We start from the raw sequence: 13315 nt of genomic DNA, 5'->3' as shown, positions 1-13315 counted from the left end.
ATCAGCGACCGTGTGCCGGCAAGTCCCCGGACCAGCCATGGGGCCCCGGCTTGGCGGCCTCCAGTTGCACCAGGCTGATGGCCCGCTCCCAGAATCCCCCTTCACAGTAGGCGAAATAGAAGTGCCAGAGCCGGATGAAATCCTGGCTGTAACCGAGCTTGGGCAGCTCTGGGGCCAGCGCCAGGAAGCGTTCGCACCAGTGGGCCAGGGTACGGGCATAGTGGTGGCCGTGATCGTGCAGCCGTACCAGCTGCATGTCGGTCTCCCGCGCCAGCAGACCCGCCATCTGGGAGACGCAGGGCAGGCAGCCTCCCGGGAAGATGTAGCGCTGGATGAAGTCCACCCCGCGCAGATACTGGGCGTGACGCTGATCGGCGATGGTGATGGCCTGGATCAGCAGGCGTCCGCCGGGCTTGAGCAGGCGCGACAACTGGCGGAAATAGTCGGGCAGGAAGGCGTGCCCCACCGCCTCGATCATCTCGATGGAGACCAGCTTGTCATAGCGTCCCTCCAGCTTGCGGTAATCCTCCAGCAGCAAGGTGATGCGATCCCCCAGCCCCTCCCGCTCGATCCACGCCTTGGCATAGTCGTGCTGGGCCCGGGAGATGGTAGTGGTGGTGACCCGGCAGCCGTAGTGACGGGCCGCATAGACGGCAAGACCGCCCCAGCCGGTGCCTATCTCCAGCAGGTGATCATGGGGACCGAGCTCAAGCCGCTCACAGATGGTGCGCAGCTTGGCCTGCTGCCCCTCCTCCAGGGTGGCATCCGGGTGGGGATAGATGGCGCTCGAATACTGCATGTGATCGTCGAGAAAGCCCTGATAGAGGGTGTTGCCAAGGTCATAGTGGGCGGCGATGTTGGCACGCGAACCGGTCAGGGTATTGCGATTGAACCAATGGCGCACCTTGTTGAACGGGAAGCTGAGCCAGCCGAGGCGCCGTTCCAGGGCGTCGAGCAGCGGCAGATTGCGGGCCAGCAAGCGCACCAGTGCCACCGGCTCCGGGCTGGTCCAGAGACCCTCCACCCAGGTCTCTCCTGCGGCGATGCTTCCCCCCAGCAGCAGGCGGCGATAAAACGCCGGATCCTGCACCACCAGCTCGGCATGCAGGTCGCTGCCCGCCTTGCCGAAGCGGTGGCACTCGCTGCCGTCGTGAAGCACCAGTTGACCCTGCTCAAGGCGCGCCAGCAATTTGAGCAGCAGTTGCTTGGCCCCCTTATCGATGAAAGAGGCAGAGAGGGTTGATTGAGCAAGTTCCATTAGCGGCTCTCCGAATGGGTCAAGAGTGGGGTCGTTCGGTTGGGATGAACCCGCACCATGGGCTGCTGACAACACCAGGAAGCGGAATTAAACGGGTGTGTCGGCGTCATGGGCGGCTCTCCGGATGGGTGAAGACGGGGGTGCGTTTGATAAAAAGGCGCAGGGCCTGCCAGTAGATCCCGAGCAGCACCTTCAGGGTCATCCAGGGCCAGCGAGCCAGCAGCGCCGCCAGCCCGCTGCGGCACCAGGGCGCGCGGCGCAGGGCCAGGGTGGCGTCAAACAGCTTGTTCTCACCGGATACGGGGTGGCTCTCGATATGGATCAGCGCCTCCTCTTTCGGTGCCCGGATGCGCCAGTGGTAGCGCATCCCCAGTCCCATGAAGGGGGAGACATGAAAATCCTTGTCATGGGGGGAGAGCGCCGCCAGATCCAGCAGGTAGTAGTGGCGCTCGTTCCAGGGGGTATTGGAGACCTCCGCCAGCAGGTAGCGGGTCTCCCCCGCCCGATCGCAGAAGTAGAAATTGACCGGGCTGAAATAAAACCCGAGGCAGCGCACGTTGCCAAGGAGCAGCACCCGCCCGCCGGGCTCCGCATGCCCCCCAAGGGCCGCCACCTTGTCCCAGACCGCCTGCTTGAGGGGCCCTTCGCTGCCCCGCAGATAGTCCTCGCGGCGAAACGAGAGCAGTCCGGCCCGCTCCACGGCAAACCAGCGCCCCTGCTCAAGCCCGGGCAGTTCGTCCAGATCCAGCCCCAGCATGAAGAGGCTGTAGGAAAAGGCGTGGGGACGCGGCGCGAAGCGGCGATGGCGCACCGAACCTTGCCAGATGGCGCTGATCCCCTCCCCCATTCCCTCGTCCCCCTGCGTCAAGGCCGCGGCGCCGCTCATAGCTCGGCCCCGAAGCGTCTGGCCACGTCCAGGGCGCTGCGCACCCCGTCCTCGTGAAAACCGTTGTACCAATAGGCCCCGCAGAAGTGGGTATGCTGATGGCCACAGATCTCGCCCCGTCGCTGCTGGGCGGCGATGGAGCCCTGATTGAATACCGGATGATGATAGACGAAACGGCGCAACACCTTGCTCTCGTCCACCCGTCCACGGGGATTGAGGCTGACGCAGAAGGGCGCTGGGGAGCTCACCCCCTGCAGGATGTTCATGTTGTAGCTCACCAGGGGGCGCGCCCCGTCATCCTCACCGAGCTGGTAGTTCCAGCTCGCCCACGCCTTGCGGCGCATCGGCAGGCAGGAGGCGTCGGTGTGCAGCCAGACGTCGTTGGCCTGATAGGGCATGTTCCCGAGGATGGCCCTCTCTGCGTCGCTCGCATCCGCCAGCAGGGCCAGGGCCTGATCGCTGTGACAGGCGAAGATCACCTCGTCAAAATGGGCCTCCTGCCCCTGGCTGGTGACCACGACGCCATCCGCCACCCGGCGCACCGCCTCCACCGGGGTAGCGAGGCGGATGCGCGACTGCCAGCCCGCCGTGAGCGGCCCTATGTACTCTCGCGAGCCACCCGGGATCACATACCACTGGGGGCGGTTCGCCACCTCCAGCAGCCCGTGGTTGGCGAAAAACCGCAGGAAGAAGCTCAAGGGGAAGGCACGCATGTCCGCCAGGGTGGAGGACCAGATGGCCGCCCCCATGGGCAGGATGTAGTGGCGGGCGAAATAGTCGCTGAATTTCCCCGCCTGCAGGAAGTCCCCCAGGGTCAGCTCGGGGGTCAGCTCCCGCTGGCGATGCGCGGCCAGCCAGGCCCGCGCCTCCCGGTTGAAGCGCAGTATCTCGGCGACGAAGCGATAGAAGCGCGGGCTCAGCAGATTGCGGCGCCGGGCGAACAGGGTATCGAGGTTGTGGCCGTTGTACTCCATCCCCTCGGGACTCTTGACCGAGAAGCTCATCTCGGCGGGTTGGCGCCCCACCCCGATGCGTTCCAGCAATTTGAGGAAGTTGGGATAGGTACGGTCATTGAAGACGATGAAGCCGGTGTCGATGGCATAGTGGCGCCCAGCCTGTTCCACCTCCACGGTGGCGGTGTGGCCTCCCAGGGTCGGCGCCGCCTCGAACAGGGTGATGTCATGCAGCTTGTGGAGCAGAAAACCGGCGGTGAGACCGGAGATACCGGAGCCGACGATGGCGATCTTTTTCTTCATGAAGGGCGTCCTTTCGAAACGAGTGTGCGGCCAAGGCGCAGCCAGAGCCCCGTCGGCAGAGCGCCGAGCAGGCGCAGCAGCCAGATGAAGCGACGGGGAAAGTGGATCTGGTGGCGACCGGCGGCAAGCCCCGTCATGATGGCGCGGGAAGCCTCTTCCACCGTCACCAGGCAGGGCATGGGAAAATCATTCTTGTCGGTGAGCGGCGTCTGCACGAAGCCCGGGCGGATCAGGGTCACCCCGATGCCCTTGCTGGCCAGATCCAGGCGCAACGTATCCGCCAGATAATCGAGGGCCGCCTTGGAGGCGCCATAGGCCTCCGCCCGTGGCAGGGGCAGCCAGCTCACCGAGGAGCTGACGATGGCAAGCCGTCCACCCGCCCCCAACCGCGGCAGCAAGGCGGCCAGGGCGTTGCCGGTGGCGATGAGGTTGGTCTCGATGACCCGGGCAAACAGGGCGCCGTCAAAGCCTTCTGCCGGATCCATGTATTCACAGTTGCCCGCATTGAGAATGAGCAGGTCGAGGGCGGGCAGACTCGCGGCCACCCCGGCCATGGCGGTGCTGTCGCGCGCATCGAATCGCAAAGGAATGATCCCCAGGTCGGCCAGTGCCTGCAAGCGCACCTCGTCCCGGCCACAACCCCACACCTGCCAGCCGGCGCGCCGATAATCCAGCGCCAGCTGGCGGCCGATGCCCGAGGTGGCCCCGGTGATCAGCACCCGGCCGCTCATGTCCCCAGCCTCCCCTTGATGGCCCGTACCACGGGCCCCAGCAGCGGCAACTGCTCGTAGAGCATGGCCCCGAGATCGAAGTAGTCCCGGTGCAGGCACACCTTGCCCCAGGAGTCGAACGTCAGCCGGGTGGCACCCTCGACCCTGACAGCCCGGCCACCGGCAATCCTGGGGTGGGAGAAGGTCATGACCCAGGCGAGCCAGGCTTCGTTGCCCGACTGCTGCTGACTCGTTATCTCGAAGCTGCACTGGGCAAGGCGCTCATAAAGGGAGGAAAAGTAACGGGTGAGCGCGGCCAGCCCCTCTATCCGGTGCGCAGGATCGATGAAGAGCACCTCATCGGCATAGACCTCCGGCAAGCGGTGCAACTGATGCTTGTCCAATTGCAGGTAGAGGATGACAAAGCGGGCCAGCGCGTCATTCATGCTAGTTTTTCTCCAGTTCGCGGAACATCTCGATGGCCCTCACCCGTGCAACGGCATGATCCACCATGGGGGCCGGATAATCCTGCCGCCCCTTGAGCCGCAACCAGTCGTGGGGCTCGTGGAGATAGGCAGCAGGCACATCCGCCAGCTCAGTGACCCAGGTACGAATGAACTCCCCTTGTGGATCAAATCGTTGCCCCTGGGTGGTGGGGTTAAAGACCCGGAAATAGGGCGCCGCATCGGCCCCTGTCCCCGCCGCCCACTGCCAGCCGCCATTGTTGGCCGCCAGATCCCCGTCGATGAGCCGACTCATGAAGTAGTCCTCCCCAAGCCGCCAGTGGATGTGGAGATCCTTGGTGAGGAAGCTCGCCACTATCATCCGCAGCCGGTTGTGCATCCAGCCGGTGGCGTTGAGGCAGCGCATGGCCGCATCGACCACGGGGTAGCCGGTGCGCCCCTCGCACCAGGCGGCGAAGGCATCCGGATCCCAGCTCCACGGCAGGGCCGCCGTCTCCGGCTTGAAGGGGCGGTTCATGGAGAGGCTCGGGATCAGCACCAGCAAGTGGCGGTAGAACTCGCGCCAGATGAGCTCGTTGAGCCAGACAAAACCGGGTTGGGCCTTCGACTGGGGCCGGTAGCCGAGACGCTGCTGCAGCGCCCCCACGCACTGGCGGGCACTGATGATGCCCGCCGCCAGATAGGGGGAGAGCACGGAGGTGCCGGCCAGCGCCGGAAAGTCCCGGGTCTCGCCGTAATCGAGCACCGCCTGATCCAGAAAAGCGTGCAACCGGCGGCTCGCCTCGGCCTCCCCCACCGGCCAGCGGGTGTCCGCCGTCAGCTCCCCCAGCCCGTCGTCCACCCACACCCGCTCGGCCAGGGGCAGCCACGGCAACGGCTCGCCGCGTGGTGCGGGGGCACGGTGAATGACGAAGCCATCCTCCTCGAGAGCCTTGAGCCAGGCGCGGCTGAAGGGGGTGAAGACCTTGAACATCTCCCCCGACCCGGTCAGCACCCGACCGGGCGGCAGCACGCAGCAGCCGTTGAACCAGTGGCTGGTCATGCCCTGCTCCCCCAGCGCGGCGCTGACAGCGTGGTCGCGGCGCAGCTCGTCGATCTCGATGGCCTGGTTGGCGTAGAGCTGGCTCACCCCGAGCTCCCGGCAGAGCGCCGTCAGCGCCGTCGGCACCTCGGCAAAGGTCTCGACCCGCAGCAGATGAAGCGGAATGCCGAGGGCCGCCAGCTCGCGGCCCATGGCATCCACCTGTGCCAGCATGAAGCGCTGGCGGACCGGGGCCAGCTTGTGCGCCTGCCACTGGGTCGGCGAGACGATGAAGAGTGCGGCGACCGGTTCATCTCCGGCGCAGGCGTGGCGCAGGGCCGGGTTGTCGGCCAGACGCAGATCGTTGCGAAACCAGACCAGCCTCATGACGGTGTTCTCCCGCCCTTGCCCTTCGCCTTGGCAGTGCGGGGCGTCGCACTGACCTCTGCCAGGGTGGCGTGCCAGTTGCGGGCACGCCGCCACGGCTCATCGTAGAGGCGTCCCAGCTCGCCAAAGAAGCGGGTGCCCTCAGGCCATTCGGCGGCCTGGTCCTGCTTGCCGAGCCCGGCCCCCAGCAGGATCAGCCAGGGGGGAGTGGCGCGCCCCTCCAGCAAGGTGGCATGGCGGGGCTCCACCGCCCCCAGCAGTTGCACCTCATATCCCTGACCGATGAGCTCATACGCAGCCCAGACCAGATCCAGCGGCCCCACCTGCCCCCAGCTTGCCAGGGTGACGGGGACGCCCTTCTCCTGCTCGATGAGGTGGCGGGCGAAGCGGGTATGCAGCCAGCCGAGCCACACCTGTTGCAGCAACTCGCCATCGGGGCGCTCGCGCCACAGCCCCAGCAGCCGCTCCACCAGGGGTTGCAGCACCCGGCTGCGCACCAGCTCGAAGGGGTAGCTCGCCAGCAGATCGCCAAGCTCGGCCTCCGCCTTGCGCTGGTTGAAAGCGAGCAGCGCCTGGCTGAACTGCTCCAGGGTCTGCTGCCAGTGATCGCTCACCGGCGCACTCTGGGGCTCGCTCAGCAGCCCCTTCACCTGACCTATGCTCACCCCCCGCTCCAGCCAGCTCAGGATCTCGCCTATCTGGCGGATATCCTGCTCGCTGTAGAGGCGATGGCCCTTCTCGGTTCGGGCCGGTTGCACCAGCCCGTAACGGCGCTGCCAGGCGCGCAGGGTGACGGCGTTGACACCGGTGAGGCGGGAGACCTCGCGAATGGGGTAGACGCCCTCGTCGGGGAGAGGCGCGGCTGCTTGTGATTCATCAGACATGAGAGAGTCCATCAGACGTTGGGAAGAGGCCCCGGTCATCCACCGGGGCCTGCACAGGGTGTTCAGAGCCCGTAGCGTAGCTTGAGCGTGTCGGGATGAAGGTCGAGGTAGGCCTGATCGGCCAAATCCAGCCACACCTTCACAGCCCGTAACGCAATTTCAGCGTGTCGGGATGAGGATTGAGGTACACCTGCTCGGCGAGATAGGGGTTCGGGTACTCGCGCAGGTAGTGGCGGATCAGGGTAAGGGGCACCAGCAACGGGAAGACCCCGGTGCGGTACTTGTCGATGGTGTCGCACAGCTCCTGCTTCTGGGCCGGGGTCAGCACCCGCTTGAAGTAGCCCTGCAGGTGCATCAGCACATTGGTGTGGCTGCGGCGGTTGGCGCGAAGAGTCAGCGCCGCCATCAACCCCTGGATGTAGCTGTCGGCCACCTCCTGCAAGTTGGCCTTGCCAAGGTTGGCGAGCAGGCGCCCCAGCGCCCGGTAGTGGGTGGTGGCGTGGGAGAGCACCAGGTACTTGTAGCGTGAATGGAAGCGGATCAGGGCTGAGGCGGTGATCCCCCGGGCGCAAAGCTGCTGCCAGTCGTGATAGGCGAAGACCCGCAGCACGAAGTTCTCCCGCAGGATGGGGTCGCACAGGCGGCCATCTTCCTCCACCGGCAGCAGGGGGTTGGCCTCCATCAGCGCCTTGGCAAAGAGGCCGACCCCCTCCTTGGCGCTCCCCTCGTTGTTGGCGCCATAGATGCGCACCCGCTCCATGCCGCAGCTGGGGGACTTGGCGCAGAGGATGTAGCCGGAGAGGAAGTCGAGCTGGCGTGCCTTCTGCTCGCTGAAGGCAATCAGCTTGTCGGTGACGTCGAAGCTGCCGTTGCTTGCCTCGGCCCGCACCTCGCCCTGGCGCTTCACCAGCCGGATGGCGGCGCGGGGAGCCCCCAGGCCAATGGCCATCTCGGGGCAGACGGGGTGATAGTCGAAATGGGCGCCCAGATCCCGTTCGCAGAAACTGGAGCGTTTGTGGCCCCCGTCGAAGCGCACTTCCTGACCGAGCAGACAGGCACTGATACCGACCTTGATCTTGTACATGATGAAGCCCCTTGTATAAGCCTTGAGTAAGTTATAGCAGTTATACAAAAAATTGGAAGATGTATAATTATTGCGAACTGATACGGCCAGGGGGCGGCGGGCGGATCAGCCCCCATAAAAAAAACCCATGACCGAAGTCATGGGTAAAGGTGAAGACCCAGCAGGAAGGACGATCAGAAGCTGTATTTCACACCCAGGCTGGAGATGGAGCCTTTTTGCAGATCCCAGTTGCGATAGGTGTAGTCGGCGGTGAGGGCCAGGTTCTGGGTCAGCTTGTAGGCCGCCCCCGCCTTGAAGTCGTGCATGTCGTCGGTCATGTTGGCGTAGCGATAGCCGGTGGAGAGCTCGACGGCGCCGATGTCGTAGCGCAGGCCCACCTCTCCGTAGAGGCTGCCGCTCTTCTTGCGGGCCAGGGTATCCCAACCGGAGTGGTTCACGTCGGAGGCCAGCTCCCGTTCCAGGCTGTAGCCCATCAGGCCGGTTTCACCGTAGAGGTTCAGGCCGGTGCTGAGGGGGGTGTAGACACCCATCCCCAGGCTGGAGATGGCCATGCTGTCGTTGCCGCTGCTGCGGGAGGTGTATTCGCTGCCGATCCGGCCATAGACATTGCTGGTGAAGCTCTTGGAGAGATCCAGGCTCAGGCCGCCGAAGTCGCGGTTCTCCCCATCGTTGCCACCGATGTAGTCAGACTTGGTGTGGGCCCAGGTGGCAGAGCCCTTGGCATAGCTGAAGGCATCTTGCGCCAGGACGGAGGTGGAAGAGAGACCGGCCAGAACCAGAACAGACAGTGCGATCTTTTGCATTTTGTTGACTCCATGGGTTGAGTTAGGCGGACCTAACTGGAATGGAGCCATTGTGACGGGCAAAGGGGGCAACGCCGAGGAGCAAGCTGTTGCCAAACCATGTCAGATGTAAGCGGATATTGCTGGCGGTTACCGGTGCAACACTCTGCGGGGGAGCGAGGGCTCCCCCGCCGTCATCCTAGCGGAACTCCACCTCGTCGATCTGCACCCGCACCAGCGGCTTGCCGGTGAGGCCGGCGGGTCGTGCCAGCTCGATGGCCCGGGAGGCGCGCGCCTCCCCCTTGCGCAGGTAGGAGTCAGGCAGGCGGTTCTCCCCGACCCAGAAGCGCACGGGCTCGGTCGAGAGCTGCACCCCGTCGGCGCTGAACAGGGTCAGGCTGCCGTTGACGCGCACCACGTTGCGACTGCCGGTGTTGCTCACCACGAACTGCAGGCTGAGGGGATTGTCCCCCGCCACCTGGTCCAGCTTCACCGTGATGCCGTCCCGGGTCGCCTGGGAAAGCAAGTCGGGATGGGCCATGGCCTGCTCGGTCAGCACCGGGGCCGCGACACTCGCCGTCACTGCCTGACCGGCTACCGTGGCTGCCGGCTTGACCAGCAGGTATTCCCAGGTGAAATCGTCATTGAGTTGCACCTGGCGACCATCCGGCAAGGTGATCTGGTGCAGGGGAGCCGCCTCGGCCAGCAGAGGGCACAGACAGAGGGCGACCAGCAGTCGGGAGAGGGGTTTCATGGGCAGGCACTCGATAAAGGATGCGAAGGGGGCAGTATAAAGAGTCGTGCCCTCCTTGCCTATGACCCCCCTCACGTTACGCCCCGGCTCAGATGACCAGGGGGTGGGGATCCTCCAGCGTGGCCAGATCCAGGGTCACCAGATCGAACTGGGCACTCCTGAGGGCCTTCTGGATGGTGGGCTGCATGTCGAACACCAGGGCCCGCAGCCGTTCGGGCACCCGGATCCTCGCAAGGGTGGTGACCCTGTCACCCAGGGTATGGAAGAAGACCTGGGCGCCCCCCAGCCCCATGTCCACCAGCATCTGCTCGGCCATGTCGACCATCCGCAGGTGCCGCCTGTCCAGGGAAGTCATATCGACAAAGCGCCGGCTCAGGCAGGCCTCCCCCACGTCTCCCCAGAGCGCCAGTTGCCGCTGGTGAAAGCCGTAGCGAAAATCCCGGTTGGTCATCCCCTGCTCGGCAAAGATCCAGAGGGTGTTGGCGGGCAGGCTGTGGAATCGGCGCAGGTACTCCCGCTTCTCCTCCACCGAGGCCGACATCAGCAGCGGCGGGCCCTCTTCATGTTCGAGCTGCTGGCAGAGGTAGCGCACCGGGTCGGTCACCTCGGCGAGGTGGCCCAGGTGGGCGCTGAAGATCATCTCGTCGGTCTTGAGCACCTGATGGGGGATGCCGTAGTGCCGGCAGTAGCGCTGTGCCCTGGCCACCGACTGGCGGCTGAGGGTGGGGTTGTCCAGGGTGATGGCGCGAAATCGCACCCCGCTGGCCCGGCACAGATCCATGCTGTAGCAGGATTCCAGTCGGCCGGAGAAGGAGACAAGCAGTTCGCTGTAACCGGCCAGGGTGTTGATGAGCCTCTGTTCCCTGGCTTGAAAGGTCTGATCGTATCCCCGATGCAGCGCAACGACATTGGCATCCATAACAACAACTCCGGATGATGAACTGGATACCATTTTGCCCGCCCCAAGCTGAATATACACTTAAAGAGTGCGGGTAAAACTGTACATTATTTGCTCCAAATCAACACTTCCCCCACTTTTTTCGCTGCGAAGCGAAACTGGCTCCCCTCAGGCAGGCAACAACCCCTGATCGATCAGATGCGCCCGGCACCGGGTCGGATCGGTGAAGATCAGCCCCCGCAGACCGAGCGCCTCGGCCGCCGCCACGTTGGCCGGGCTGTCGTCGATAAAGAGGCACTCCCCAGCCTTGAGGTCGAACGACACCAGCAGATAGCGGTAGATGTCGGGCTCGGGCTTGAGCATCCGCACCCGGGCCGACACCACCTTGCCGCTGAAGAAGCGCCAGAAGGACTGATGCTGCTCCAGCCAGTCGATGCTGGCGTGCCCCATGTTGGAGAGGGCATAGAGGGTGTGGCCTGCACCGTGCAATTCTTCGATGAGCGCCACCATGGCGGGATCCGGCACAAGGGAGGACGGCACCGCCTGCAAGATGGCCAGATTCTCCGCCATCGACAGGCCGGTGCGCCCCTGCGCCTGACGGGCCATGGTGTGCAGGGAGAGGGTCCCCCTGTCCACCTCCAGCCAGTCCGGGTGGTTGAACAGCTGCTCCGCGATCGTTGTCGCCCCCTGGGGTCCGCGCACCCCACTCACTATGGCCACCGGATCCCAGCGCACCACCACCCTGCCCAGATCGAAGATCACCGCCATCGTCTCGTCCCCTCTGTGTGTTGTTGCCACGGATGTGGTCACGGCGGTTGCCATAAACAGGGACCAGCACGACGCTCACTCTCCCCCGGCAACCCGAGCCACCACCCTGCCCCGTTCAACGCCCCCGGGCAAGTTTTACTTGCATCGCACCGCCAAATCCCTTAATGGTTATGGCGTTACATTCAGGACACGCCCATGAACACACCATTCTTCTTTGTTTTCTCGTTTACCCGGCCCACATGAGGGAAGGCCCGTCGTCACGTGAACCATTCGCGTAAACAGAAACCAAAGACGAATCGAGCCTCCCCAGCGGAGGCTTTTTTTTGCACCACACACCACAGAATCACTGGATAGGGAACCACCATGGCAACGCTCGACGAGATCAGACACGACATCACCCAGTTGGATCAGGAGCTGCTCGCCCTGCTGGCCAAACGCAAGACCCTCAGCATCGAGGTCGCCCGCGCCAAGCAGGCCAATCCCCGTCCCATCCGCGACCACCAGCGCGAACAGGACTTGCTGGTCGCCCTGATCCAGAAAGGGCGCGCCCTCGGACTGGATGCCCAGTACATCACCCGCATCTACCACACCATCATCGAAGACTCCGTGCTCTCCCAGCAGGCCTACCTGCAGAGCCTGCTCAACCCCCAGCAGCAGGAGCCCATGACCAGCGTTGCCTACCTGGGACCGCGCGGCTCCTACTCGAGCCTGGCCGCCCGCAAGTACCTGGCCCGCTACAAGGATCAGGTGATCGAGGTGAACTGCCAGAACTTCCGCGAGGTGCTGGACACCGTGGAGTCGGGCCGTGCCGCCTTCGGGGTGCTGCCCATCGAGAACACCAGCTCGGGATCCATCAACGAGGTGTACGACGTGATGCAGCACACCACCCTCTCCATCGTGGGTGAGCTCACCTATCCCATCGAGCACTGCATCCTCACCGCCGTGCCCACCGAGATCGAACGCATCAAGACCTTCTACGCCCATCCCCAGGTGTTCCAGCAGTGCTCCCATTACCTCAGCAAGCTGGAAGGGGCGCGCCACGAGATCTGCGACTCCTCCTCCAGCGCCATGATGAAGGTCAAGGAGCTGGCAAGCCCGGAAGCGGCGGCCATCGGCAGCGCCGCAGGCGGCGAGCTCTACGGCCTGGACGTGCTGGCCGAGCAGCTCGCCAACCAGAAGGAGAACTACAGCCGCTTCATCGTGGTGGCGCGCAAGCCCATCGACGTGGCGCCCCAGATCCCGGCCAAGACCACCCTCATCATGTCCACCTCCCAGAAGCCGGGCTCCCTGGTGGAGGCGCTGCTGGTGCTGCGCAGCCACGAGATCAACATGACCAAGCTGGAATCCCGTCCGGTGCAGGGCAACCCCTGGGAGGAGATGTTCTACCTGGATGTCTCCGCCAACCTGCAGACCCCGGCCATGCAGGCCGCCCTGCTGGAGCTGACCAAGATCACCCGCTACATCAAGGTGCTGGGCTGCTACCCGAGCGAAGACGTCAAGCCGACCGCCGTGCCGCCCGTCTTGATGGGAAGCTGATGGGGAGCAGATCCCGCCCCTGCTACACAAAGGCGAGCCCCGGCTCGCCTTTGTGCTCTCTGCGCCCTCCCCGTGAGACGCGGCCCAGTCCCGCCCTTCCCTTCCGGCGTTAAACCGCCCTCCACCCCCTTCCTCGTGGACCCGGGATCCTGGCGCGGCTGTCTTTCCACTCACCATCAGGCCATCTTCCTCCCGTTGCGGCCCCCTTTTGCCGCCTGCAGGGCCTTTCTATCGTTTGACTTTATTTAACGACATGGTGATATCGTTAGATTTTCCTAAACAAAAAAGCCGCCATTCCGGCGTCCGGGCGCCTCTTGTTCTACTTCAGCCCCCTTTTTCCTCGCCACAGGCCGGATCCCGCCCGGCCCATCAACTCCGTTTCTCCTGCCGAAGATCAGCTCCCCCCCAAGACGCCATCCCCGTTTATCCTCCCAAGACGCTATACCGCCCACGCACCAACCCCGGTTACCCTCACCGCAGGCCCTATCCCGTCCAAGGCGCCAACTCCGGTTATCCCCCGCAGATCCGAGCCCCTTCCCGACCAAACAAAAGGTTCATCGCGGCTTTCCGGGGAAGGCCGCCTTGATTTTCAGAAAAAAGTATTCTGAGTCCCTAAATCCATATGCC

General features: G+C 64.4%; 13 protein-coding genes and 1 other annotated feature. Of the genes, 1 reads left to right on the top strand and 12 read right to left on the bottom strand.

Going from position 1 to position 13315, the window contains the following annotated elements:
* Window position 1: 1 nt before the first annotated feature.
* The 12 genes from PG892_RS07080 to PG892_RS07025 all read right to left on the bottom strand — a co-directional run bounded on the left by PG892_RS07080 (window position 2) and on the right by PG892_RS07025 (window position 11152).
* The gene (locus tag PG892_RS07080; protein ID WP_113978854.1) at window positions 2-1258 is read right to left on the bottom strand and encodes an SAM-dependent methyltransferase; all 1257 of its coding nucleotides are present in this window, start codon (window positions 1256-1258) and stop codon (window positions 2-4) included.
* A 106-nt stretch (window positions 1259-1364) separates the two neighbouring features.
* Window positions 1365-2144, bottom strand: coding sequence for a DUF1365 domain-containing protein (locus tag PG892_RS07075; RefSeq protein ID WP_111896704.1), 780 nt, complete (start codon window positions 2142-2144; stop codon window positions 1365-1367).
* Window positions 2141-3400, bottom strand: a complete 1260-nt coding sequence (locus PG892_RS07070; RefSeq protein ID WP_113978855.1) for an NAD(P)/FAD-dependent oxidoreductase — start codon at window positions 3398-3400, stop codon at window positions 2141-2143. The genes PG892_RS07075 and PG892_RS07070 overlap by 4 nt, the downstream gene beginning before the upstream one ends.
* Window positions 3397-4131 (bottom strand): SDR family NAD(P)-dependent oxidoreductase, encoded by a 735-nt coding sequence (locus PG892_RS07065; RefSeq protein WP_113978857.1) that lies wholly within the window; start codon window positions 4129-4131, stop codon window positions 3397-3399. The genes PG892_RS07070 and PG892_RS07065 overlap by 4 nt, the downstream gene beginning before the upstream one ends.
* Window positions 4128-4556: a nuclear transport factor 2 family protein gene (locus PG892_RS07060; protein WP_010673320.1), complete on the bottom strand. Its 429-nt coding sequence runs from the start codon at window positions 4554-4556 to the stop codon at window positions 4128-4130. Before PG892_RS07060 ends, PG892_RS07065 begins: the two co-directional genes overlap by 4 nt.
* Window position 4557: 1 nt before the next feature.
* Window positions 4558-5982: a deoxyribodipyrimidine photo-lyase gene (gene phrB / locus PG892_RS07055; RefSeq protein WP_113978859.1), complete on the bottom strand. Its 1425-nt coding sequence runs from the start codon at window positions 5980-5982 to the stop codon at window positions 4558-4560.
* A complete protein-coding gene (locus PG892_RS07050) occupies window positions 5979-6866 on the bottom strand; it encodes a MerR family transcriptional regulator (protein ID WP_111896709.1) in 888 nt (295 codons plus the stop codon). Before PG892_RS07050 ends, phrB begins: the two co-directional genes overlap by 4 nt.
* A 139-nt stretch (window positions 6867-7005) precedes the next feature.
* Complete coding sequence (locus PG892_RS07045) at window positions 7006-7950, bottom strand: YbgA family protein (protein WP_010673317.1); 945 nt, start codon at window positions 7948-7950, stop codon at window positions 7006-7008.
* 173 nt (window positions 7951-8123) lie between these two features.
* On the bottom strand, window positions 8124-8753 hold the full coding sequence (locus PG892_RS07040; RefSeq protein ID WP_113978540.1) for an outer membrane beta-barrel protein: 630 nt from the start codon (window positions 8751-8753) through the stop codon (window positions 8124-8126).
* A 178-nt stretch (window positions 8754-8931) separates the two neighbouring features.
* On the bottom strand, window positions 8932-9486 hold the full coding sequence (locus PG892_RS07035; protein WP_113978541.1) for a DUF3157 family protein: 555 nt from the start codon (window positions 9484-9486) through the stop codon (window positions 8932-8934).
* Between the two features lie 88 nt (window positions 9487-9574).
* A complete protein-coding gene (locus PG892_RS07030; RefSeq protein WP_041211243.1) occupies window positions 9575-10405 on the bottom strand; it encodes a hypothetical protein in 831 nt (276 codons plus the stop codon).
* Window positions 10406-10552: 147 nt separating this feature from the next.
* On the bottom strand, window positions 10553-11152 hold the full coding sequence (locus PG892_RS07025) for an HAD family hydrolase (protein ID WP_113978543.1): 600 nt from the start codon (window positions 11150-11152) through the stop codon (window positions 10553-10555).
* Window positions 11153-11343: 191 nt separating this feature from the next.
* Window positions 11344-11477: a sequence feature (Phe leader region), on the top strand.
* Between the two features lie 38 nt (window positions 11478-11515).
* On the opposite strand from PG892_RS07025, the gene pheA reads away from it, so the two are divergent.
* Window positions 11516-12688, top strand: a complete 1173-nt coding sequence (gene pheA, locus PG892_RS07020; RefSeq protein ID WP_010673312.1) for a prephenate dehydratase — start codon at window positions 11516-11518, stop codon at window positions 12686-12688.
* The last annotated feature ends 627 nt before the right edge of the window (window positions 12689-13315 follow it).

Source organism: Aeromonas sp. QDB68, from assembly GCF_027707405.1.
Taxonomy (GTDB): Bacteria; Pseudomonadota; Gammaproteobacteria; order Enterobacterales; family Aeromonadaceae; genus Aeromonas; species Aeromonas caviae.
This window is presented reverse-complemented; position numbering and strand designations above follow the sequence as displayed.